The sequence below is a fragment of the Bacillus sp. AFS041924 genome (assembly GCF_002577195.1).
Lineage (GTDB): Bacteria > Bacillota > Bacilli > Bacillales > Bacillaceae_G > Gottfriedia.
Window position 1 is genome coordinate 19,529 of sequence record NZ_NULG01000016.1, and the last position, 23,927, is coordinate 43,455.

General features: G+C 33.0%; 19 protein-coding genes. 15 read left to right on the forward strand and 4 right to left on the reverse strand.

Annotation, left to right across the window (positions count from 1 at the left end):
• Positions 1–75: 75 nt before the first annotated feature.
• From COC46_RS05380 to COC46_RS05395, 4 genes are all read left to right on the forward strand, one after another.
• Positions 76–1,632: a glutathione ABC transporter substrate-binding protein gene (locus tag COC46_RS05380; protein ID WP_098808719.1), complete on the forward strand. Its 1,557-nt coding sequence runs from the start codon at positions 76–78 to the stop codon at positions 1,630–1,632.
• Positions 1,633–1,710: 78 nt separating this feature from the next.
• A complete protein-coding gene (locus tag COC46_RS05385) occupies positions 1,711–3,189 on the forward strand; it encodes an amidohydrolase family protein (RefSeq protein ID WP_098808720.1) in 1,479 nt (492 codons plus the stop codon).
• Between the two features lie 33 nt (positions 3,190–3,222).
• On the forward strand, positions 3,223–4,719 hold the full coding sequence (locus tag COC46_RS05390) for an amidohydrolase family protein (protein ID WP_098808721.1): 1,497 nt from the start codon (positions 3,223–3,225) through the stop codon (positions 4,717–4,719).
• A gap of 116 nt (positions 4,720–4,835) precedes the next feature.
• A complete protein-coding gene (locus tag COC46_RS05395) occupies positions 4,836–6,401 on the forward strand; it encodes a glutathione ABC transporter substrate-binding protein (RefSeq protein ID WP_098808722.1) in 1,566 nt (521 codons plus the stop codon).
• Between the two features lie 75 nt (positions 6,402–6,476).
• Here the strand turns inward: COC46_RS05395 and COC46_RS05400 are convergent.
• Positions 6,477–7,810, reverse strand: a protein-coding gene (locus tag COC46_RS05400) for an IS3 family transposase (RefSeq protein WP_098808723.1) whose coding sequence is annotated in 2 segments (ribosomal slippage) — positions 6,477–7,438 and positions 7,438–7,810 — 1,335 coding nt in all. Because the reading frame shifts where the segments join, the coding sequence is not laid out codon by codon here.
• Between the two features lie 984 nt (positions 7,811–8,794).
• Here COC46_RS05400 and COC46_RS05405 point away from each other — a divergent pair.
• The 6 genes from COC46_RS05405 to COC46_RS05430 all read left to right on the forward strand — a co-directional run bounded on the left by COC46_RS05405 (position 8,795) and on the right by COC46_RS05430 (position 15,937).
• Positions 8,795–10,051, forward strand: a complete 1,257-nt coding sequence (locus COC46_RS05405) for an amidohydrolase family protein (protein WP_098808724.1) — start codon at positions 8,795–8,797, stop codon at positions 10,049–10,051.
• A gap of 23 nt (positions 10,052–10,074) precedes the next feature.
• Positions 10,075–11,322, forward strand: coding sequence for an amidohydrolase family protein (locus COC46_RS05410; RefSeq protein ID WP_098808725.1), 1,248 nt, complete (start codon positions 10,075–10,077; stop codon positions 11,320–11,322).
• A 28-nt stretch (positions 11,323–11,350) separates the two neighbouring features.
• Positions 11,351–12,595, forward strand: a complete 1,245-nt coding sequence (locus COC46_RS05415; protein ID WP_098808726.1) for an amidohydrolase — start codon at positions 11,351–11,353, stop codon at positions 12,593–12,595.
• Between the two features lie 335 nt (positions 12,596–12,930).
• Positions 12,931–13,836 carry a DMT family transporter gene (locus COC46_RS05420; protein WP_098808727.1) on the forward strand — a complete coding sequence of 302 codons (906 nt, stop codon included), beginning with the start codon at positions 12,931–12,933 and terminating at the stop codon, positions 13,834–13,836.
• 19 nt (positions 13,837–13,855) lie between these two features.
• On the forward strand, positions 13,856–15,151 hold the full coding sequence (locus tag COC46_RS05425; protein WP_098808728.1) for a uracil/xanthine transporter: 1,296 nt from the start codon (positions 13,856–13,858) through the stop codon (positions 15,149–15,151).
• Positions 15,152–15,544: 393 nt separating this feature from the next.
• Positions 15,545–15,937 carry a hypothetical protein gene (locus COC46_RS05430; RefSeq protein ID WP_098808729.1) on the forward strand — a complete coding sequence of 131 codons (393 nt, stop codon included), beginning with the start codon at positions 15,545–15,547 and terminating at the stop codon, positions 15,935–15,937.
• Between the two features lie 104 nt (positions 15,938–16,041).
• On the opposite strand, the gene COC46_RS05435 is transcribed toward COC46_RS05430, so the two are convergent.
• Entirely contained in the window at positions 16,042–17,076 is a 1,035-nt protein-coding gene (locus COC46_RS05435) for a UvrB/UvrC motif-containing protein (RefSeq protein ID WP_098808730.1), read from the reverse strand.
• Positions 17,077–17,323: 247 nt separating this feature from the next.
• On the opposite strand from COC46_RS05435, the gene COC46_RS05440 reads away from it, so the two are divergent.
• Together COC46_RS05440 and COC46_RS05445 are read left to right on the forward strand one after the other, a co-directional pair.
• Positions 17,324–17,662, forward strand: a complete 339-nt coding sequence (locus COC46_RS05440; protein ID WP_141550872.1) for a hypothetical protein — start codon at positions 17,324–17,326, stop codon at positions 17,660–17,662.
• Between the two features lie 355 nt (positions 17,663–18,017).
• On the forward strand, positions 18,018–18,749 hold the full coding sequence (locus COC46_RS05445; RefSeq protein WP_098808732.1) for an AAA family ATPase: 732 nt from the start codon (positions 18,018–18,020) through the stop codon (positions 18,747–18,749).
• A 179-nt stretch (positions 18,750–18,928) separates the two neighbouring features.
• On the opposite strand, the gene COC46_RS05450 is transcribed toward COC46_RS05445, so the two are convergent.
• Together COC46_RS05450 and COC46_RS05455 are read right to left on the reverse strand one after the other, a co-directional pair.
• Positions 18,929–19,282, reverse strand: a complete 354-nt coding sequence (locus tag COC46_RS05450) for a DUF952 domain-containing protein (protein ID WP_098808733.1) — start codon at positions 19,280–19,282, stop codon at positions 18,929–18,931.
• Positions 19,283–19,301: 19 nt separating this feature from the next.
• Complete coding sequence (locus tag COC46_RS05455) at positions 19,302–20,045, reverse strand: hypothetical protein (protein ID WP_098808734.1); 744 nt, start codon at positions 20,043–20,045, stop codon at positions 19,302–19,304.
• 162 nt (positions 20,046–20,207) lie between these two features.
• Here COC46_RS05455 and COC46_RS05460 point away from each other — a divergent pair, with 162 nt between their 5' ends.
• Genes COC46_RS05460 through COC46_RS05470 form a run of 3 tightly spaced genes read left to right on the forward strand, consistent with a single transcriptional unit; the run spans position 20,208 to position 23,899 of the window.
• A complete protein-coding gene (locus tag COC46_RS05460) occupies positions 20,208–21,662 on the forward strand; it encodes a spore germination protein (protein ID WP_098808735.1) in 1,455 nt (484 codons plus the stop codon).
• 21 nt (positions 21,663–21,683) lie between these two features.
• Positions 21,684–22,781 (forward strand): GerAB/ArcD/ProY family transporter, encoded by a 1,098-nt coding sequence (locus COC46_RS05465; RefSeq protein ID WP_176545064.1) that lies wholly within the window; start codon positions 21,684–21,686, stop codon positions 22,779–22,781.
• Complete coding sequence (locus COC46_RS05470) at positions 22,778–23,899, forward strand: Ger(x)C family spore germination protein (protein ID WP_098808737.1); 1,122 nt, start codon at positions 22,778–22,780, stop codon at positions 23,897–23,899. Before COC46_RS05465 ends, COC46_RS05470 begins: the two co-directional genes overlap by 4 nt.
• Positions 23,900–23,927 lie beyond the last annotated feature (28 nt).

Genomic DNA, 23,927 nt, shown 5'->3' on the forward strand with positions numbered 1-23,927 from the left:
GTAAGCCTAGCGTACTCAAAAAAATGATGAACAAGAGAATCATAGGGCTCAAGTATTTAGAGGAGGAAGAAAACAATGAAGAAAAAGACAGCCGGAGTACTATTTGCATCATTATTTACGATTTCAACTGTTCTTGCAGGATGTACATCAGACCAAACAAACAGTAGTGCAACAGGAACAAAAGCGAAAGCAGGGGGAACTTTAGTCGTTGCTAGACTATCTGATGCAACAACATTAGATCCTCATTTTATTACTGATATACCATCAGCAAACGTTGTTTATGAAAAGGTATATGAAACATTAGTAGAACCAGATAAAAATATGAAGCCACAACCTCTTTTAGCAACTGAATGGAAACAAGTAGATAACGTGACTTGGGAGTTCAAATTAAGAGAAGGTGTTAAATTCCAAGATGGATCACCTTTTAATGCAGATGCAGTTAAAACAAATTTCGATAGAGTACTTGATCCAAAAACAGCATCACCTCAAGCGGGCAAATTTGCCATGATAAAAGAAGTAAAAGTAGTAGACAATTCAACAGTTCAATTTATGTTGAAATACCCATATGCTCCACTTTTATCAATATTAATGAGTAATGAAGGAAGTATTATTAGTCCAAAATCGATAAAAGAAAACAGTGTTAAAATCGGACAAAATCCAGTAGGAACTGGTCCTTATGTATTTAAATCATGGAAATCAGGAGAAGAAATCAAAATTGAAAAAAATAAAGATTACTGGGGTAATAAGCCTAAAATTGATGGTGTAGTCTTTAAAGTAGTTCCTGAAGATGCTACAAGACTAGCTATGATTGAAACTGGTGAAGCACATGTAACAGACCAAGTGCCTGTAACAGAAATCGAGCGAATTGAGGCTTCTGACACAATGGATTTATATCGTACAGATGGACTAGCTGTTGAATATTTAAGTATCAATGTTAAGAAAAAACCATTTGATGATGTTCGTGTCCGTAAAGCAATTGCACATGCAATTGAAGTAGATTCAATTATAAAAGGTGTATATAACGATGTTGGAACAAAAGCGAATTCAACAATGAGTCCAAAAGTTTTTGGATATGATCCAACTATTAAAGGTTATAACTACGATATTAATGAATCTAAAAAGCTATTAAAAGAAGCAGGAATTAAAGATGGTCTAACATTTACATTATCAACTAGTGACCGTAAAGAAAGAATTAATATGGCTGAAGTGATTCAATCTCAATTAAAAGGAATCGGTATTAACGTTAAAATCCAAGTTCTTGAATACGGAGCTTATATTGATACAATCGCAAAAGGTGAACATCAAGTTGCAATTGGTGGATGGGGAAATGCTACTGGTGATGGGGACTATAATCAATTTAACTTATTTGATAGCAAGTCCCAGGGTGCAGCAGGAAATAGTTCATTCTACAGTAACCCTAAAGTTGATAAATTAATTGAATCAGCTCGTCAAGAAGCGGATGGAAAAAAACGTAAAGAACTATATGCTCAAGCACAAGAAATTGAAAACGAAGATGTACCATATGTACCTATTCGTAACTATGAGCATTTAGCAGTTACTGGCTCTTCAGTTAAAGGACTTTGGTTAAACCCAGCAAGTTATTTAATGCTTGATGATGTAACAGTGAAATAAGTAATTCAATGAGACAGCATAATTAAATTATGCTGTTTCAATTTTTAAAAAGAAGTCTGCACGCGAGGAGGAGAAAACATGATTGATTTGTTATTAGTAAATGGAACTGTTATCACAATGGACACAAAAAGAAGAATAATCGAAAATGGCTCCGTTGCGATTCATAATGGGAGAATAGTAGACATTGATTTGACTGAAAACTTGAAAACTAAGTATGAGGCGAAAAAAGTAATTGATTGTAGTCATCAATGTATTTTACCTGGATTAATAGATGTACATGGTCATGGTGGTCATTCAATGTTTAAGACAATTGCAATGGAGAATATCGATTTTTGGATGCCGATTATGACGAATACATATAAGCATTTTGTGACAGATGATTTTTGGTATTACGAAGGAAAGCTATCTGCACTTGAGCGATTAAAAGCGGGTATTACAACAGGAGTTAGTGTGTTAGGATCAGAGCCGAGATCTGATGATCCAATATTTGCGATAAACCATGCGAAAGCTTACAACGAAGTAGGAGTTCGTGAAGTAGTTTGTACAGGTCCGTGTAACCCACCTTGGCCACATTCATTTAGTAGATGGGTTGATGGGAAAAGAATTGAAAAAGAAATTACCTATGAAGAAGTGTTAAAAGGAGCAGAAGCGGTTATTGAAGCTTTGAATCATGCAAATGAGGATAGAACAAGAGCCTTTATTACGCCATTTGTTATTGTAACGTCTGTTGACCCATCATATCCAACATCTCCAGATCGACTATACGGTTTAACAAAACATGATCTTTATCAAGCTAAAAAAATAAGAGAGATTGCTAGGAAATACAATACAAGAATTCACTCAGATGCATTTGGTGGAATGATTCATTTAGCAATTCAAGATAAAGAAAATGCTTTATTAGGTCCAGATGTGCATCTTCAGCATTGCCGGGGAATTTCATTCGATGAAGCCAAGATTTTAGCTGAAACTGGAACGAATATTAGTGCATCTCCAGGTTTTGGACAAATAAATGCACGTACTCCTATCACAGAATTAATCGAAATGGGAGCAACTGTCGCGATTTCTACAGATGGTACCTCACCATCTACGAGCTTTGATTTATTTCAAGCGATGAGGAAAACACAGTTTGTACATCAGGCAGCTCTTAGGGACTATTATTATTTACCACCAGGTAAGCTTTTAGAAATGGTAACAATTGATGCAGCAAAATGTATAGGTTGGGATGATGAAATAGGTTCACTTGAAATTGGTAAAAAAGCAGATGTTATTACAGTCAATCTACATCAACCGCATTTAACTCCTGAGTATATGCATGTTCATCGGTTAGTATTTCAAGCAGTCGCAAATGATGTTGATCATGTGATTGTTGATGGAAAACTAATTATGGAAGGAAGAAATGTACACACAGTTCATGAGAGCACAGTTTTAATTGAAGCAAATGAAGAAGCCTTTGCAACGATTAAACGTGCTGGACTAGAAAAGTATATGCAACCGACAAAGTATTTCTGGGGGCATGCTCGTGCCTATGTTGACGAGATGAGATATGTTGAAAACTAAAATAATATTTTAAATGTTCGAAGGGAGAAAAGAATGAAAACGAAGCTAAAGGGAAAATACGTAATTGGTTTTGATGGAAGCGAACATGTCATTTTGGAAGATGCAGAGATTGTTTATGAAAAAGACACGATTTTATTTGTTGGAAAAAACTATTTAGAAGAAGTAGATCAAGTAATTGACGTAGGAAATGCGATCCTTAGTCCTGGTTTCATTGATTTAAATGCTCTAGGTGATATTGATCATGATATTTTGCATTTAGAAGCGAAATCAAACAGACAAAAAAATCTCCTTTGGTCTGAACAATACGTAAATGATGGACATCACGAACTAATGAGTGAAGAAGAAGAAGCATTTAAATCCTTATATGCTTATTCTCAACTAATCTTAAATGGAATTACAACGGCCATGCCGATTACATCTGTTTTTTATAAAAATTGGGCCGAAACTTACGATGAGTTAGTAGCCGCAGCGAATCATGCAGGAAAACTTGGGTTGAGAATTTATCTTGGACCAAGCTATCAAGCAGGCATTAGAGTAGTCGAGCCAGATGGAAAGATTAAAATTCATTGGGATGAAAAAGCAGGCGAGGAAGGATTAGAAAGAGCAGTAAAGTTTGTTGAGACCTTCGATGGTGCATTTGATGGATTAGTTAGAGGGATGTTAGCTCCAGAAAGAATTGAATCCCAGACGGAAGAGATTTTGATAAAAACAAAATATTACAGTGAAAAATTAAACGTTCCAATCAAGCTCCATGCTGCGCAAGGAAGTTTTGAATTTAATACAATTTTAAAAGAACAAGGAGTTACACCAATTAAATATTTATATAATCTTGGATTCTTAGGTCCAAATACAGGAATACCACACGCTCATTTTATTTCGGGCTATAGTGGAGCGAATTACAATATTGATAATGATATTTCGCTTCTCAACGAAACAAATTCTACTGTAATCCATTGTCCACTTATTATAGGTAGACACGGAGAAGGGCTTGAATCATTTGCAAAATATAGAAAAGAAGGAATCAATATTGCATTAGGTACTGATACTTTCCCTCCAGATATTTTTCAAAATGTGCGTACCGGAAGTATGCTTTCAAGATTTGTAGAAAAAGAAGTTGAAGGATCTACATATGCTGATTTTTTCAATTCGCTCACTTTAGGAGCAGCGGCATTTCTAAACCGTGAAGATTTAGGTCGAATTGCCGTTGGTGCAAAGGCAGATATTATTGCAATTGATTTAAGTGGATTCCATATGGGCGTTATGGATGATCCAATTCGCACAATGTTTGTAAGCGGTTCAGGTAGAGATGTAAAACTATCAATTATTAATGGAAGGATTGTGATGCAAGATCAAGAGATTCCTAATCTTGATAAGGAAGTATTAAAACAAAAAGGCCAATTGTATTTTAATAAGATGAGAAAAGGATATATGGAAAGAGATTATGAACAACTTCCTGAAGATGAACTATTTCCGCCATCTTTTAAAAGAGTTGGTTCAATTAAAAAAGTAGAAGCAAAATCAAATAATTGAAAAACTAGTAAAGAAACTGAAAAAACAGGTAAAGATATTCAAAAATAATTATCAGAATATTTTATATAATTAGATAAATATTTGTAAGACAAACTTTAAACAGGGAGGCAGTGCCATTGAAATTGAAATCGGGAATAGGTAAATTTTTTCTAGTATTATTTTCTGCTGTAACAATTACAGGATGTTCCTCTAATCAAGACGTAGGTACAAAAGCGAATGGACAAGCAAATGATTCTAAAGGCGGAAGCACACTCGTAATTGCTCGCTTATCAGATGCCGAAAATTTAGATCAGCAATTTATGTCTACCATAAATGCAGCAAGCGTTACGCATCATAAAATTTATGAAGGTCTAGTCCAACGAGGTGAAAATAATGAAATTCAACCAATGCTAGCAGAATCATGGAATCAAATAAATGATACAATATGGGAATTTAAACTAAGACATGATGCTAAGTTTCACGATGGTACGCCATTTAATGCTGAAGCTGTAAAAAAGACGTTTGATCGTTTATTAGATCCGAAAGTTGCTTCACCAAGAGTTGTCGTATTCAAAATGGTAAAAGAAGTTAAAGTAGTCGATGAATATACAGTTCAATTTATTTTAAGTGAGCCATTCTCACCACTTCTTTCAATTTTAGCAAATCATGAAGGAGGAATTATAAGTCCTAAAACAATTGATAAATATGGTAAGAATATTATTCAAGAACCAAATGGAACAGGTCCATTTAAATTTAAATCATGGTCTCCAGGTCAGGAAATCACATTAGTAAAAAATGAAGATTATTGGGGCGATAAACCTAAAGTAGACAAGGTTGTGTTCCAAGTAGTTCCAGAGGACTCTACAAGAATTTCAATGATCGAAACAGGAGAAGCTCAAATTGCAGAACCACTTCCTGTAGCAGTAATGAATCAAGTTGAATCATCCTCAGCTATGGAAGTTTATCGCAGTGAAGGTTACGGAACAGAGTATATCGGATTCAATGTAACGAAAGAACCGTTTAATGACGCACGAGTTCGTAAAGCAATTGCTCATGCTGTTGAAATGGATTCGATTATTAAAGGCGTATTTAATAATGTCGGTAAAAAAGCGAATTCCGCAATGGGATCAAAAGTATTTGGGTATGATGATCAATTAAAAGCTTATAATTACAATCTAAAAGAAGCTAAGAAACTATTAACAGAAGCTGGTTATCCAAATGGATTTGACGCAACAATCTTAACGATGGATAGTAAAGAACGTGTAAATTTAGCAGAAGTTATTCAATCACAATTAAAAGGAATAGGCATTAATTTAAAAGTACAAGTGATGGAATACGGTTCGTTCGTTGAAAAAGTAAATAAAGGCCAATCAGAAATGTTCATTATTAGCTGGAGAAACGCAACTGGAGATGCTGATTACAATCAATACAACCTATTCCACTCAGATTCTCGCGGAGCTGCTGGAAATACATTTTTCTATAGTAATCCAAAAGTAGATGAATTAATTAACGCTGGACGAAAAGAAAAAGACGAAGCAAAACGTAAAGAAATTTATGCTCAAGCTCAAGAAATTGAAATGGAAGATTCTCCTTATATTCCAGTACGAGTAATCGAGAATGTAGCTGCAATTTCAAAAAATGTAAAAGGTTTTTCAATCAGTCCTTCAGGTTATTTAGAGATAAATGATGTGACGATTAAGTAATATTTTGAAAAAGAGGGTGTCCTAAACTTTTGAATTGTTCCCTATAAAGTGGACACATAAAAAAGAGACTTCCTTTTAAGCACAAAGTAATTGGCTCCGGTATTCAACCGGAGTCATTTTATTTAATGTCCATTGCGGACGATGATGATTGTACTCTTCGATATAATCATAAATACATTTTTGTAATTCAAGTATTGTTTGACTCTCCCTATAATCTACTTCATCTTTTAAATGACCAAAAAATGATTCCATAGGGGCATTATCCCAACAGTTACCTTTTCGAGACATAGATTGAATAAGACCCATTTTTTTCACTCTATTTTGAAACTCTGGATGAGTATAATGGAATCCCTGATCCGAATGTAAGATTGCACCTGGATAGATGCAACTATCAAGAGCTTCTTCTAATTTATCTAGAGTAGTATAGGCAATTTCCATTGAAAGAGAAGTAGAAATATGAGCAGCTAAAATTTCTCTAGTTGCACAGTCCTTAACACATGATAAATATGCTTTGTGACCCTTACCGTAGTATAAGTAAGTTATATCAGTCAATAAAGTCTTTTGTGGGGTATCTTGTTTAAATTTACGATTAAGAATATTTTTAAGGGTTTTATGTTCCTGTGTAGCCTTTGCCATTTTCTTATAAGGGTTTGTCCTACGAATTTTTGTGTACATCGAATATTTTTTCATTAAGCGATAAATTCGTTTAAAGTTCATAGTAACACCCATTACCTTGCTTAAATACATCTTAATGTGGCGGATACCCTTCTTTTGATTAGATTTATCGAAGATATCCTTTATTAATTTATAATCTAATTCATCACGTTTTTCACGTTCATATCGTATTCTTTCAGCCTTTAAGAATGCGTAATATCCACTTCGACTCACGCCTGCTAACTTACAGAAATAGGAAACCATCTGAGGAAATTCATGATTTCTTAGTGTCTGTTCAATCAATTCAAATTTCTCAGCTTTCGTTAACGTTTCTTTTTCTGTGCCGCCTGCCTTTCTAGTTCGTCGAGCTTTTTTAAAAACTCTACCTCTGCCTCAAGAAACGCTATTCGAGCTTCAGCTTTCTTTAATTTCTGTTCAGCCGTTTGATCTTTTGAACTTGGTCTTCCAGTTGAACCTTTCCCACGTCTTTCTGTATAGAATCCTTCTTCTCCGTAGATTTTATAAGTATTTCTCCAACGTTCTAAACATTGACCTGGCTTGTCATTACCTATAATTTCTAAATCAAATCCATTTTCAATAAAGATTTGAAGAGGACCTTTCCCTTTAAGATTTTCTAATACAGCTTTTACTTTAAATTCTGGTTTATAGCTTATTGAACGATCTGATACTTTACTCACATTACTATTTTTTTCAAGTTGTTTTATTTGAAAACTATTAAATATAATTTTACTCATTTTTCCCCGACCTCATCTATTTATATTTTTATTATAAACGGGTTTTGAATGTCGAGGACATAAAAATACCCGAATAATAGACCCTTTTTTTAAGTGTCTATTATTCGGGTAACAATTCACTTTTTAGGGGACCTTTTTTTTAGAAATTGCAGTTAGTAGAGCTTAATAGTATCTGACTTAAATCGGGCAATCACGAATAACTAGCTTGACTGCAAATAAAATCCAAAAAACGCAAATAAAGTTGGCAAAACTGCAATTAAAAATAAGAGATACGCAAATAACTAGCGGACTGCAATTAAAATCTGAAAATCGCAAATAAAATTGGCAAAACTGCAATTAAAATCTGAAAATCGCAAATAAAATTAGCAAAACTGCAAATAAAATTGCAAGAATCGCAAATAAGATGAAATATTACCTATACTGGTTAGGGTATTTCGGATTAAATCTTATCTAAAAGCTGATGTTCACAAATGAAGAAAACAGCAAATTTGGTCCAATCTGTTCTAAATCGAATAAAAACTAGATAGAAACCTGCAATTTATTATAAAAAGATAAATAAAATCAGCTACATATAAGAAGACTCTCTGATATACCCCCTCTTATAACGTTCGCGTATCAGAAAATCTTCTTTCCATGAATAAGTTCATTGAAATGAATGTTGATCGACTCCAAAGGGAAATGCGGGAAGACTAAAGACCCGTAGGAACGGAGGTAATGAGGAAGCTCAGGTTTCGCCACATAGAAAAGAGAGCATCCTGATGTAGAAATCAATCTCACAAAGTAACTTTTACGAATAGTTGATAATTAATTGACTAGTTTTTATTTCATCAGCGCAAAAGGTTCACTTTTTTGCAGAATGACCTTTTTATACAATAGAAAACCAATTAGTAAAAATACCTTAAAAATATGTAAACATACTAAAATCAAAATATTCTAAACAGATTTATAATGAAATAGAATCAAAATTTAAAGTGGGATGAAAGGATGAGTATATTGTCAAAATCATATTGGTTAACAAATGTAAGTCTGGAAGATGGTTTTACTTATAATGACAAAGAAGTAATTAATGGAACTGCAACTGGAAAGTACAATGTTAAAATTGAAAACGAAAAAATTGCTTCTATTCAATTAGTTAGTGAATTCATAACTGATCAATTACCACAATATGATGTGCAAGGCCTTCTTATGGTTCCTTCATTTAAAGAGATGCATATTCATATTGATAAAACTTACTATGGTGGACCTTGGAAAGCGTGTATGCCTGCAACTAATGGTGTGAGAACACGTATTGAAGAAGAACAAATTTTATTGCCAAAACTATTACCAACTGCTAAAGAAAGAGCAGAAAAGATGCTAGATTTGTTACTTGGTCACGGTGCGACACATATTCGTACACACTGTAATATTGATCCTGTTATCGGTTTAAAAAATTTAGAAGCTACATTACAAGCTTTAGAAGGATATAAAGATAAATTAACACACGAAATTGTTGCATTTCCGCAGCATGGCCTGTTAAGAAGTAACTCTGTTGAACTAGTTAGAGAGGCTATGAAATATGGAGCGAATCTAGTTGGTGGAGTTGACCCAGCCACAATCGATGAAAATATCGAACGTTCTCTTGAGACGATTATGGACATAGCAGTTGAATCAAATTCTGATATCGATGTTCATTTACATGACCCAGATCATCTTGGATTATTTACAATGCAAAGATTAGCTACATTAACTGAAAAAGCAGGATGGCAAGGAAGAGTTACAGTGAGTCATGCGAGTGGTTTAGCAGATCTATCTGTTCCAGATGCTACTGCGATTGCTGAGAGGTTTGCTGAATTAGGTATTTCGATTACTTCAACTGTACCAATTTTTAGAACGATTCCAATCCCTTTACTTAATGAAAAAGGAGTAAAAGTTGAATTAGGGAATGACAGCATTACTGATCATTGGTCTCCATTCGGAATTGGAGATAATCTTGAAAAAGTTGGACGACTTGCTGAACGTTTCAGATTTATTGAAGAAAAATCTCTTCATAATAGTCTAGGATTTATTACAGGAGGCGTGACTCCATTAAATAATGAAGGTGAAAGAGCATGGCCGAATGTTGGAGATGAAGCAAGCGTCGTCCTTGTAGAAGCTACTTGTACAGCAGAAGCAGTAGCAAGACGCGCAAAACGTGCTGCTGTTATTTTTAAAGGTAATGTTGTAAGTGGTTCAATTTCTAATCTTGAATCAACTACAGTTTAAGTTTTATTAAAGAGAGTGATGAGATGAATCAATCATATTGGCTTAAGAATGTAAAACTTGATAGCGGTTTTGTTTTTGAAAATGGAAGAATCCAAAGTACAGAGACTACACTTTACAATTTACTGATTACTGATGGGAAGATTGAACGATTACAATTAGCGAATACTCCATTACAAACAGATCTTCCTGTGCAAGATGCAAAGAACTTACTTGCTCTCCCTGCTTTTAAAGAAATGCATAATCATTTGGATAAGACTTATCTTGGACTACCATGGAAGGCATGTATTCCTGCTGCAAACTTAGTTGAGAGATTAAATTTGGAAGCGGCGGAATTAGTTGAATTAGCTGAAACGGGACAGCATCGTGCAAAACAAATGCTGCATTTATTATTAAAAGGCGGCGCAACTCATGTACGAACGCATGTAAATGTTGATCCGTATATCGGCTTGAAAAATTTAGAAGAAATTCAAAAAGCACTTTTTACGTATAAGGATAAAATGACACACGAGATTGTTGCATTTCCTCAACATGGATTACTTCGAACAAATAGTTTGTCATTGATGAAAACAGCGATGAGAGAGGGAGCGACTATTGTCGGAGGGTTAGATCCTGGTGGCATTGATCAAAATATTGAGCTTTCATTATTTGAGATGGTCGATTTGGCAGTACAGTTTGATGCTGATATAGATATTCATATTCATGACCCAGGTCATCTTGGTTTTTATACAATACAGAAATTAGTTTCATTTATTGAACAATCTGGTTGGTATAATCGTGTAGCTGTTAGCCATGCATTTGCACTTGGTGATGTACCGACAAATGAATCAGTTGAAATGGCTAGTAATCTAGCAAGCCTAGGCGTATCGATTATGTCGACGGTTCCGATCAACAGAGTAATGCCTCCTGTTGATTTACTTCATTCTAAAGGTGTACATGTTGCCTTAGGGTGTGATGGTTTCTATGACTCTTGGTCTCCACATGGAACGGGAGATATGTTAGAAAAAGCAGGAAGACTAGCTGAGAGATACAATTGGAAAGATGAATATGGGCTATCTCAAACTTTGCAGTTTATTACTGGTGGGTTAAAAACTCTTGATGTAAAGGGTAACCAGCTATGGCCAAATGTTGGAGATGAAGCAAGCATGGTTTTAGTAGATGCATCATGTTCTGCTGAAGCTGTAGCAAGACGTTCAAAACGTGCTGCTGTAATGGCTAATGGAAAGATTGTTTACGGTGGACTAAATAGCAAATCAGCTTTTGACGTAAAGTGATGATCGATTACAAGAAGGGGTGAAATTCATGAAATCTAACTATTGGATAAAGAATGCTCGTTTAGAAATTGGTTACGAAAAAGAAGATGAAAAAGTGGTAGGTACTGCTACTGAATTAGTTCATTTATTAATTGAAAATGGAAAAATCACAAAAATAACAAAAGACGAAGCGTCTATTTCAAATGTATTTACAGTTCATGATGCAGGCGGATTACTTGTATTACCTTCTTTTATTGAAAAGCATGTACATCTTGATAAGACTTTAATGGGAGATGTATGGAGAGCTTGCACGCCAACCTCTAGCGTGATTGAACGGTTTGAAACTGAAAAAATGGTCTTACCGACGATTGCTTCTAGTACAAAGGAGCGCGCAGAGGCTTTACTTGAAATCCTTTTAGCTTCTGGTTCAACACACGTGAGAACACATGTTGATATTTACCCAGAGGTTGGGATAAGAAATTTAGAACAAGTTGAACAAGCATTAACGAATTATTCGAACCGTCTTAGCTCCGAAGTGGTTGCTTTTGCTCAGCATGGTTTATTACGATCTAATGCTTTCAATTATGTGAGAGAAGCATTAAGAAATGGAGCAGGAATTGTTGGATCAGTCGACCCTGCGGTTGTAGACCAAAATATTGAAGAGTCACTATATCAATTATATAATTTAGCGGTTGAAGCAGATGCAGATATTGATATACATTTACACGACCCGGGTCATCTAGGGACATTTACAATGAAACGTATAGTAGAGTTCACTAAGCAAGCAGGCTGGGAAGGCAGAGTAGCAATCAGCCATGCATTTGGAATAGGGGATGTTCCAAGAGAAGAAGCTTACGAACTTGCAAACAGCTTTAGAGACGCAGGAATTTCGATTGTCACAAGTGTACCAATTAATAGACAAATGCCACCAGTTGATTTATTAAATGAACGAGGTGTTGAAGTAGCAGTAGGAAATGATAATATTTTTGATGTTTGGTCACCTCTAGGAACAGGCGATATTCTAGAAAGAGCGGGAAGACTTGCTGAACGATTTAGATGGATTGATGAAGTTTCATTAGGTCAAACATTAAAATATATTACCGGTGGAAAAACTCCGCTAGATATTGAAGGAAATCAAGTATGGCCCAAAATAGGGGATTCTGCAAATCTAGTTTTAGTTGAAGCAAGCTGTTCGGCAGAGGCAGTTGCAAGAAGAGCAAATCGTAAAGCAGTTATTTATAATGGGAATATTGTGAGCGGTTCACTAAGTGAAGACAGATTAATTCATAAATAAATAGAGCACAAAAATAAGTGAGCACGAGCAGGTTAGTTTTGCCAATGCGAAAAAGGATGTCAAAAGCCTCCCCAAGGAATATAAACATCCAAACATTACACTTAAAATTCTTAACCTGTCCAAAAAAAAAAATCTTAGTAAAAATCCTAAATAATAGAAGAAAAGGATCTCTAGAATCTTCTAGATTTCCTTTTTCATTTTTAATGAAATAAAGAAGGTTAAATTAGCAATCGACGTTATAGCCGGTATTGATTGCAATTAGACTTCTGTTCTTCAAAAGACTTGTCAGTCAACGAGTTTTCTTTAAAATATTAATCGAGAAAGCAGGCTGTAAAATGGTTCGTTCTTATCTATTATTACTATTTTGTGTAATCTGCTGGGGGAGTAATTTTATATTTGGAGCAATTCTAGTAAAAGAATTTCCACCAATTTTATTGTCAGCCTTAAGATTATGCTTTATATTACTTTTTATCGCTTTCTATGCACTTGTAAAGAAAAAGTGGAAAATGGTTCAGAAAAAAGATTGGTTTATGATTATTTTACTAGGGTTAATTGGTACTTGTATTAATCAATGGTCATTTTATTCCGCTTTAGAAACAACCCATCCAACAACTTCTGCATTAATACTTGCTCTTGCTCCTCTTACTACATCTTTTTTAGCTTCGATTTTTCTAAAGGAACGACTAACAAAAGGTTTTGTATTAGGTTCAATTATCGCTTTTATAGGTGTATTTTTTGTCATTACAAACGGTCAAAAACTACACTTTACAGTTGGCTTGCTCTGGATTTTTCTAACGATGATTACGTTCTCAATTTCTATTATTATGATTAAAAAGCTAACGGAAAGCTATGAATCCGTCACAATTACACTTTATTCAAATATAATTGGCTTCGGAGGTTTATTACCAATCGCTCTTTTTTTAGAAACAACTATAGGTTTGAGTAGAGAAGTTATGCCTTGGATACTATTAATTGTAACGGCTATTGTAATGCATGGAATTTGTACTTTAATTTGGAATCATCAAATTCAAAATGTTGGCGCATCAAAAGCTGCAATGTTTCTTAATTTAGAACCTTTTGTTGCAATGCTAGTAGGGTTGATTGTTTTGAAAAATAATATTACAGGATCACAAATTTTAGGGGGAGCACTCATTATTATTGGAGTTTTACTTTCAACTTCTTTAAAATGGAAAAGGGCGATTAAAGAACCTACTTATATTAAAGAAACAAAGATTTTTTAAGCAAGAGGAGGAGGAAACTATGAAAAACGCGAGAGTTTCTACTACTCTTTTTTCATCGGTTCAATGGTTATTTTTTATTTTTGCTAATACAATTGTAGTCCCTATATCAATAGGAGCTGCATTTCATTTGCCTTCAGATGTTATAGAAAGTACGATTCGGAGTTCACTAATCTTCACTGGAATTGCATCCGTTTTACAAGGATGGATTGGTCATAAGTATCCGATCATGGAAGGACATTCTGGTTTATTGTGGGGAGTTATGCTGAACCTAGGGTTATCAGCCTCAGCTTTTGGGTTAAGCTATACAGAAATTGGCGGGGGAATGGCAACAGGATTTATTGCAGCAGGAATCGTTACACTACTCTTATCTGCATTCAATTTAATTTCATTTCTTCAAAAAATCTTCACCCCAATGGTTATGACAGTTTATTTATTTTTACTTTCATTTCAGCTTATATTCGTTTTCTTTAAAGGAATGCTTGGAATAACGAATAAAGGTGAAATCAGTATATCAGTCAGTGTACTTTCATTATGCATCGTATTATTTGTTAGTATTTTAAAATTAAAAGGATCGCGTATTATTAGCAATTTTTCAATATTAATTGGCATTATAGTAGGATGGTTATTCTACACGATATTATTTGGATCCGATGCAAAAGAAGTAGGGGCAGCAAGTGCTCATTTTTCTTTATTCCCATTAGGAGCACCGAATTTACAAATTGGTATAATCGTTATTTCATTTTTTGCAGGTATCATGAATTTAAGTAATACATTTGCCTCCATTAAGGCTGCCTCTGATTTATTAAAGGAAGAAGCTGGAACAAAACAATATCGTTTTTCATTAGTAATAACAGGCAGCTTCACAATTATTGCGGCATTATTTGGAATTGTTCCATATACTCCATTTACATCATCACTTGGATTTTTGCAAAGTACGCAAATTTATGAAAGAAAACCATTTATATATGGAGGAGCACTCCTTGCAATGATTGGAGTACTTCCACCACTAATATCATTTTTAGCAAAGATGCCTGTAACTGTTGGAAATGCAGTATTATTTGTTGCATATCTTCAATTATTTGGAACGGCTTTTAGTAGTACGAATGGAAAAGTATTTACATCAGATACAATTTTTAGATTAGCAGCCCCAGTTTTAGTAGGAGTAAGCTTAATGAATATTGCTCCTGGAACATTTGGAAACCTTCCAACAATTGTTCAACCATTTTTAACAAACGGACTAATAATGGGTGTAATCCTTTCAATTTTGTTAGAGAAATCGGTTAATTGGAATCAGTTTGAAAAAGTTAAAGGATAAAAAAATGGCTCAGGGAAAAATTGCCCGAGCCTATTTTTATTTAAAAAAACGAACCATTTTTCGAAGTAGTTCCGTTTTCATGGAGAAACATTAGAAATAATATACTAATTAAAAGACCAAATCGTATTGTGATTCGGTCTTTTAATTTTGTTGATATATCAGTGTTTTTAGTGTGAAAAGGCATTAAATAGCAATATAAATAGCGTGGTAAATAACAGAATGACAATAACTAATGTAACATTAAAAATTTAGGTGCTAAAATAGGTGTTATTTTCAATGCTAATTGTACTGTCTATTTAAACTTAGTTAGTTCTTAAAAATGTCGAACATTTTAGTAATAGATTTATAAAAAAATGGGATTTTATGGTAAACTAACTGTAAATGGAGGTGTTTATGTTGAAAATGTATAAAGTAATTTTAACTATAATGATATGTTCATTTTGTTTATTCGGTTGTGGTAAACCAGAAACTAAAACTGTAACGACTAAAAATCCAGATGCAGAAGAAATTATACGTCTTGATAGACATGCTGACATTCTTCAATGGAAAGATATTATTTATCAAACGAATATTGATTGGGTAAATGAACTTAAATTGACAAAAGGCAAATCAGTTGGAGAAATTACAGCATTAGTTTCAACAGTTTCCAACAAGTCATTTAAAAATGGTACGGCAAATAACTTACCAGTAGGAGCAAAAATATACACCGCCAAAGAGAGAGAGGATATATTAATTGTTGAATTCAATGGAAGAGTAGCTTATTACTTAGCTGTTGTTGAAGGTTAAATAGAAAAAACGCTTGGAATATTCCAAGCGTTTTCGTATGCTAATTTAATTGTTAATTTGGCTCTATTTCATATACTATTCCTATTGTGATTATGCATGTTATTTTACATTTTCTCCACATTATCGGAACTACTTACCATTTTTCGAAGTTCTTTTTTCAATTTAGTACTTGTTGGACTAAGCCAGCTTTTAGGTACAATCAGATGTTTACAGTTTGCACTATTTAAGTAAGTGTAAATAATTTGGGCTTCGTCAATTTCATCACGACATACATCTGTAGAGGATTGATCGTCAATGTTTTTAAAGTACTCAAATGAGTTAGAATTCATTTCTTCAATTAACTGATCAAATGAACCATCTTCAATTTGAACCAATTCACCATTCAATATTTGTGTCCGATTAATAAGGAAGTATTTAAACTTATTATTTTCTAATTGTTCAATTGTAATAATATTATGATTTTGCTCAGTAAATTCGATGACTTTTTCCTTGTTAATCAGCGACTTAACCATTTCAATCCAATCTCTGTATTTTGCTGCAGCCTCAAAATCAAATTGTTCAGATGCCTCAAACATAAGTTTTTCCATTTCTTCGAGGAGATCCATATCAGTACGATTTAGAAATCGTATAACCTTATAGGTAATTTTATTGTATTCTTCATGCGCCAAGCCACCTAGACAAACTCCGTTACATGTCCCTAAAGAGTAATTTAAACAAGCGCTATTTTTAACGGTTGAATGGCCACAGTTAATTTTAAAGCATTCTTTAATGCCCGTAATCGCCCTTTCTACAATGCCTCTACTTGTAAAAGGACCAAATACTAACTCGTTTTCAAGAGGTTCATAGCTAACCTCAAATGAAGGAACCTTTTTATTTAAGTTAATGACTAAGTAAATAAAAGATTGCGGACTTTTCATCATTCGATTATACATTGGTTTAATTTCTTTAATTAAATGACACTCAAGCATAAATGCATCAAATTCAGTATCCGTCAAAATAAAGTCAAAATCCTTTAAATGTGTTACAAGTTTTTTCACTTTAGGTGAATGACCTTTGGAATTTTGAAAATAAGATTGAACTCGCTTTTTTAAGTTTTTTGCTTTTCCAACATAAAGGATTTGACCTTTTGAATCCTTCATTAAATAAACGCCAGGGGATAACGGCAGATTTTTTACTTTTTCTTGTAGATTAATAGTTGTTCATCCCTTTTCTTGTCAGTATATTTGTATTTTATCATGAGTAAGGAGTTAACAGTCAGAACAATTATGTGAAAAAACTTCAACAAAACTTTATATAAAAAAAATAATTTAATGTATTTAATATACGCATAAAATAGCGACTACAAGCGTAAAAATTGACTACAGATGATTTAAAGGAGAAGTGATCTTGATGAAAACGATCTATACGACATCTTCTTTCTCCAATTGGATATTTGCTTGTATTGTCAATGTGTTGATCATTTGGTTATGTAGTTTATTTGCTGAATTAGTCGACTGGAAGTATACTGACATGGGATTCTTCCTATACTTTGTCATTCTAGTATTCTATATCATTTGTTTGAAATTGAATGAAGGATTTCCTGCACTTTTTCGGAAATTCGTACTGCGCAAAAAATTCGATTTGCTAAATGTATCAGCATATGAAGTAACGATTATACTAATAGCTACTTTTCATGTAGTAAGAGCGATTGTGATGTATAGGGATGCACTTAGTGCGGTATTTTAATGATAGGTACAATCTCTTTTCCCCTCCATAAGTTTAGAGGAAACACAAGGAATTTTCCTTGTGTTTTTCTATGAGTAATTTAAAGAGAGAGAAGTCAGTATATATAAATGAAGATTTGTGATTTATCAACGAGATTTTGCAATTTATCAACGAAGTTAAGCGATATATCAACGAGTTTTAGGGATATATCAACGAAGTTCACAACTTTATCAATAATGTTCATCAAGTGTTCGTGTTTTTCAGTTTTGACCAGAGAATATTCCACTATATAGATGACTCTCTAGTCAAACCTATTTATCAAATAATCTTTTAGAATAGTACCAATAGTAATGTATAATCTTCATAGGTGATGAAAATGTTTTTAAAAAAAATAATGCTTTTACGCGATGAAATTACTTCCTTTAGCCAATATCCGTTTTCAATTCCTTCAATTAAATACTTTGATGAAATTAATTTAAGAAGTAATGTTACCTTTTTTGTAGGTGAAAATGGTTCTGGAAAGTCTACTTTATTGGAAGCGATTGCTGATAAATGTGATTTTAATACAGCTGGTGGGGGACGGAATAATAATTATGAGGTTTTTGCATCTGAGTCACAGCTCGGTGATTACATAAGGCTTTCGTGGTTACCAAAAATTTCGAATGGGTTTTTCTTACGTGCGGAATCATTCTACAATTTTGCAACATATTTGGATCAAATAGATGATCCACTTAAGTATCGAGGCTATGGCGGTCAGTCTCTCCATAAACAATCACATGGGGAGTCATTTTTATCCTTATTTTTAAATCGATTTAATGAAACTGCAATTTACTTACTAGATGAGCCAGAGGCAGCGCTGTCACCAGCTAGACAATTAACATTTTTAAAAATAATTCATGATTTAGTAGAAAATGAAAACTCACAATTTATTATTGCTACTCATTCACCGATCCTACTTGGATATCCAAATGCAGATATATTAAGCTTTGATCATGGTGAGATTTCAAGAATTGATTATGAAAGTACCGATCACTATCAAATTACGAAATACTTTTTACAAAACAGGGAGAAGTTTTTAAGTGATTTGTTAAAGGATGATGAGGAGTAAAGCTATAAAAAAACTCAGTGTGCCTAATTAGCGGCCACTGTATACATATTCAAATTAAAAAGGCGATTTTTTCGTTCATTATGAGCAAAAAAATCGCCTATTACTATTTTGTTTTTACTTTCTTTCATTATACTAACTCATGAACCTAATATGAGTAAGTAATTTTCATTTCTATGTGTTCACACTGATCCCAGCGCCACCAATTCACTAGGTAAAACAAATTTCCCATTTTCGTCTGAGTTAAGATCAACAACTTTAAAAACAGCGTCTAAGTTTAATGCGCCATATAGATGAGGGAATAGTTGACCGAAGTTTTCAGTATCTTCATAGACGATTTTCGATTTCGTTTTTTCTTCGTCGATGCATAATATTTTTAAATTAGTTGCACCTTTGAAGAATAGGTTTGCGATTTCAGTTGTTTGTTTTAAGGTTGAACAATGAATAAAGCCATCGTTATGTAAACTATCAGGTGAATATTCTCCACAATTAAGAGCGTTTTGCCAATCGTTGTTTCCAATAATATGTAAAATCATTTTGGTCCTCCTTTATTAATCACTCAAAGTATAAATTAATTTTTCTTTTCATGTCTTCTTTATTTTCCGCAAATTGTTTATGTCGATGTCCATTCCCACCAGATGTATGGGGAAATCCATATAAAATGGAGTCCGAATGTAAATAATCATTTGCTGTTAGATAGGTTAGAACTTTTGAAACATTTACTCCTAACGGGATAATGAGTGGATGATCTAGTCTAATGATTTCTGGTGCAAAGGTATTAATAATATACTTTTTAAGTAAGTCAGTTTTTAAAATGTTTGGGGTTGAACCATTATAGTTTTTCCCTTTATAAAAAACTGGGTATTTAATAACAGAGGTGGTTTGTACTAAATGACTTGATTTACTAAAAAGTTCACTAGTTGAATTCAGTCCGAGATAGTTATTTAATTCTAATTCATCTAACATGGCAATTAAATTTTTTCTCATCGGTCCTTCAAAGCTAGAATTCTTTTTAACTTCATGTAAAATTTCTTCGTCATCCATCACTTCGTCTTTAAGCCTAATGACAGTAGAGTAGGATTGTTTCATTTGATGTAAGCCTGGTGTAATACCTACAATGATTACTTTAGCGCGCTCATTAATGTACTCAAATGGAGCGTAATAAATCTCTAAATTTTTCTGTTCATCTTTATCTACTAGAAATGTTTCATTTTTTAATGTACTAGTTTCAAGTGAAGGAGATAAAGAGGATATTAACTTTTTATATTCGTTAAATTTTGCGTTGGCTAGGATCGCCATATTTTTTTCCTCCATCACAACTATATAAAATTCATTGTATCGGATGTCATCCATGAAATCCAACTTTCTACCAACTAGTTATTAAAGTATAAAATAGGTTATTTATGATAAAACTGATTAGCTGATAGTAAGCTGGAAATTTATGAAAGGCTGGAAGATAAAGTGGATTATCCAAGTGAACCAAAAAAACGTTTAAGAAAATTTAATTTACGTTCTTCCGTTATTCATACTGAAGGAAATTTAATCGAAAATCAAAACATTATTCAGAGAATATTTCCGACTTCTGACCTAGTCAAAAAAAATTTAATGATTAGAGATAAACAGGCAATGATTTGTTATTTGTGCGGTATAGTCGATGAACAAAAAATAGATCAATTTATTAATGCAATTAGTTCAAATACCGAAGAAATTGAATTATTCATAACAAATAAAACAGTGCGTTCAAATCAAATCTTAGATATTGAAACTGCAATATTGGAAGGTAAAAGTATATTACTAGTAGATGGCGATCCAGTTGCATATGTGTATTCGACTGAAAAATGGCCACATAGGCCGTATATGCCACCAAGTATTGATAATTCATTAAAAGGGTCAAAAATATCGTTTGTTGAAACGGAACAAGCGAATATTGCATTACTTCGTAGATTTATTAAAAGTCGCGATTTTCAAACTAAGAAAATAGAAATTGGGAATGAGAATAAAAGTACAATATCAATTGCATATATCGACGGATTAGTAGATGAAGATTTACTAGCAGGTGTTGAGCAAAGAGTTTCAAGTATCAAACTCGATTCTATTATTAATGCAAATCATTTAGCGCAATTAATGGAAAGAAACCCATTTTCTCCGTTTCCTCAATATTTAACTTCTGAAAGACCAGATGTTGCAGCTACGACATTACTTGAAGGGAAAGTAGTTTTAATTGTAGATCGATCTTCAGAAGTTATTATTTTACCAATCAATTTTGCAATATTTTTTAAATCAATGGATGATTATTCTACAAGATCAATTGTCGCTTCATTTAACCGTATACTTAGAGTTGTTGCATTTTTTTTAACAATCTTTCTACCAGGAATTTATATCGCGATTATTTCATTCAATTATGAAATCGTTCCTTTAAAATTACTTTTATCCATTGGAGAATCTAGGGCAAAGGTTCCTTTTGATCCTTTATTTGAAGCAGTTGTAATGGAGATAACATTAGAAATGTTAAGGGAAGCTGGGATTAGGCTACCTTCTCCAATTAGTACAACTGTAGGAGTTGTTGGAGGAATTGTCATTGGTCAGGCAGCAGTACAAGCAGGAATCGTTAGTAATATTATGGTGATTGTTGTAGCTTTAACTGCGATTTCCTCATTTATTATTCCAAACTACGAAATGGCATCTAGCTTACGAATTATACGATTTCCAATTATGATCATGGCTTCATTATTTGGTTTGATTGGCTTGATCGTAAGTACTATGGTTCTTATGATCCATGGCTTGAGTTTGTCTAGTTATAACAAACCGTATACATTACCATTTTTCCCAATTAATCGTGATGCATTTAAAGATACATTCATAAGAGTACCTTTAAAATATCTTTGGAAAAAGCAAAATAAGCATAGTGAAGAATAGAATATGAGTAGGGATTCTTTCATGAAAATTAAAAAATCAAAAATTACACAGTTTCAATTTATTTTAATGATTTTTGGTATTCAAGTTGGAATTGGAATAATGTCTCTTCCTAGAGAACTTGCTATGAAAGCAGGGACAAGTAGTTGGATTGGAATTCTTTTTGGAGGCATTATTTCAATTTCTATTAGTATTTTGTTTGTTAAATTAAGAGAAAGAGCTCCTGATTTAAATTACGTAAGTTTTTTTACTTTTTACTTAGGGAAAGTTATTGGTTCTATTATTGTTTTTTTACAAGCAATCTATTTCCTCTATGTAGGTTATCAAGTATTAGTTAGAGCGATTTTATATATTCAATCCTACATACTTCAAGAAGCAAAAGGATATGTGTTATTAGTTTTATTTCTTTTTCCAACTTACCAGCTGACAAGAGGTGGAATTCATTTAATTGCAAAATATATCGAGGCAATTTTTCCAATTGCTATTTTTACATTATTCATGCTATTATTCACCCTTAAAGATAAAGATATAAATTTTATTTTACCAATTATTAAGAATGGCTGGATGCCAATATTTAAGACAATTCCTTTAACGACGACTTCATTTCTAGGTATTGAGTTAATTATTCTGTTTTATCCTTATTTAAAATCAAAAGATAAAGCGATAAAAGGAGTTATTATTGGAAATGTTTTGACGACTTTTACTTATATATTTGTCACCTTAATTTGCTTCGTTATTTATAGTCCCTATGAAATCCATAAGTCATTTGAACCAGTAATCGATATTTTAAGTGTAATAGAATTTCAATATGTAGAGAGACTAGATTTCATTTTATTCTCATTATTTTTAATGCTTATATCCAAAACTTGGGTTACGTATATTTGGGCTGGATTGAATAGCTTATCAGAGTTATTTAAATTTAAACTATTACCAATTGTAATAATAATCCTTTTTATTCTAATGATTATCTTTTCGTTGATACAAGTCCCTACGTTTACAAACACGACGCATCATCGACATTATATTACGGTTTCTGGATTATCCATCACAATAGGTACTCCTATACTGTTATTGGTCTTCGGTCTAATTAAAAATAGGTTAAGTAAGGTGAAAATCAATTGAAATATTTTCAAGTATGTTTGCTTAGTATTTTTTTAATCATTGGTGTATCTGGTTGTAGAGGAAAAGTTAATATTGAAGATGTCACATTATCAATGATTTTGGGAATTGATGTGAATGAACAAAATAAAGTCGAAATGTACATGGCAAGCCCAGTCTTTAGTGGAGGAGCACAAGCGAAAACGGTACATTTTAATGTACAAACCCTATCTATAAAGGAATCCCGAAATTATTTTGATGCGAAATCTAGTGGTGTTACTGCAGGTGGGAAAATTCAAGCAGTCCTAATCGGATCAAAAGTACTTGAACATAAAAATTGGTTTTCGGTATTAGATATGTTTTATCGAGATCCCAAATTTAGATTAAATGCAGATATTATTTTTGTAGACGGCCCACTTTCAGAAGTGTTTGATCTGCAGCCAAAGGATAGTCCAGAGTTACCAATCTATATTCCGCAATTATTACAAACAGCTGATTATCGAAATGTTGCTTTTCGGACTACAGTAAGAAAACTTCATCAGATGTATTATGAAAAGGGAATTACTCCTTTTGCACCTGAGTTAGTGATACAAGGCGATCATTTAGCAATAAATGGAACGACATTATTAAAGAAAAATAATATGTATAATCGAACCTTATCATTAAAAGAAACGCAACTGTTAAAAATCTTAAAAGATCATTTAGAAGGACAATTAGTTGTTGCATTAAAACTAAAAAAATTTAAAAAAGACGAAGATGATATCTTTAAGAATGAAGAAACTAGTTTCTATATTAAAGACGTAAAGCGAAAAATCGAAAAAAAATATTCAAATGGTAAATATAGCTTTAATGTAAACTTGACAATGCCGATTATGTTTACTGAATCACCAATTGAGTTGACGAACAGTACAGAAGCAGTTTTAAGAAAAGAAATAGAAAAGAAATTACAAAAGCAATTGAATGATTTAGTCCAATCTTTTCAAAAAGATAAAATTGATCCAGTTGGATTTGGCATACTAGCTCATTCATTTCAGTATTCTGATTGGAAAAAAATTGAGAATCACTGGCTTGATACATTTCAAAAATCGAATATAAAAGTAAAAGTAAAGCTTATTGTTATAGATAAAGGAATTTCGATGTAAAATAATAAAACCCACCAATTTCTTGGTG

Bases quoted from the DNA above. Each gene is read 5' to 3' on its own strand.
- COC46_RS05405 (WP_098808724.1), top strand. From the start codon at position 8,795: ATGAGTATATTGTCAAAATCATATTGGTTAACAAATGTAAGTCTGGAA.
- COC46_RS05415 (WP_098808726.1), top strand. From the start codon at position 11,351: ATGAAATCTAACTATTGGATAAAGAATGCTCGTTTAGAAATTGGTTAC.
- COC46_RS05385 (WP_098808720.1), top strand. From the start codon at position 1,711: ATGATTGATTTGTTATTAGTAAATGGAACTGTTATCACAATGGACACA.
- COC46_RS05445 (WP_098808732.1), top strand. From the start codon at position 18,018: ATGTTTTTAAAAAAAATAATGCTTTTACGCGATGAAATTACTTCCTTT.
- COC46_RS05430 (WP_098808729.1), top strand. From the start codon at position 15,545: ATGTTGAAAATGTATAAAGTAATTTTAACTATAATGATATGTTCATTT.
- COC46_RS05450 (WP_098808733.1), bottom strand. From the start codon at position 19,282: ATGATTTTACATATTATTGGAAACAACGATTGGCAAAACGCTCTTAAT.
- COC46_RS05380 (WP_098808719.1), top strand. From the start codon at position 76: ATGAAGAAAAAGACAGCCGGAGTACTATTTGCATCATTATTTACGATT.
- COC46_RS05465 (WP_176545064.1), top strand. From the start codon at position 21,684: ATGAAAATTAAAAAATCAAAAATTACACAGTTTCAATTTATTTTAATG.
- COC46_RS05420 (WP_098808727.1), top strand. From the start codon at position 12,931: ATGGTTCGTTCTTATCTATTATTACTATTTTGTGTAATCTGCTGGGGG.
- COC46_RS05455 (WP_098808734.1), bottom strand. From the start codon at position 20,045: ATGGCGATCCTAGCCAACGCAAAATTTAACGAATATAAAAAGTTAATA.
- COC46_RS05390 (WP_098808721.1), top strand. From the start codon at position 3,223: ATGAAAACGAAGCTAAAGGGAAAATACGTAATTGGTTTTGATGGAAGC.
- COC46_RS05435 (WP_098808730.1), bottom strand. From the start codon at position 17,076: ATGAAGGATTCAAAAGGTCAAATCCTTTATGTTGGAAAAGCAAAAAAC.
- COC46_RS05410 (WP_098808725.1), top strand. From the start codon at position 10,075: ATGAATCAATCATATTGGCTTAAGAATGTAAAACTTGATAGCGGTTTT.
- COC46_RS05425 (WP_098808728.1), top strand. From the start codon at position 13,856: ATGAAAAACGCGAGAGTTTCTACTACTCTTTTTTCATCGGTTCAATGG.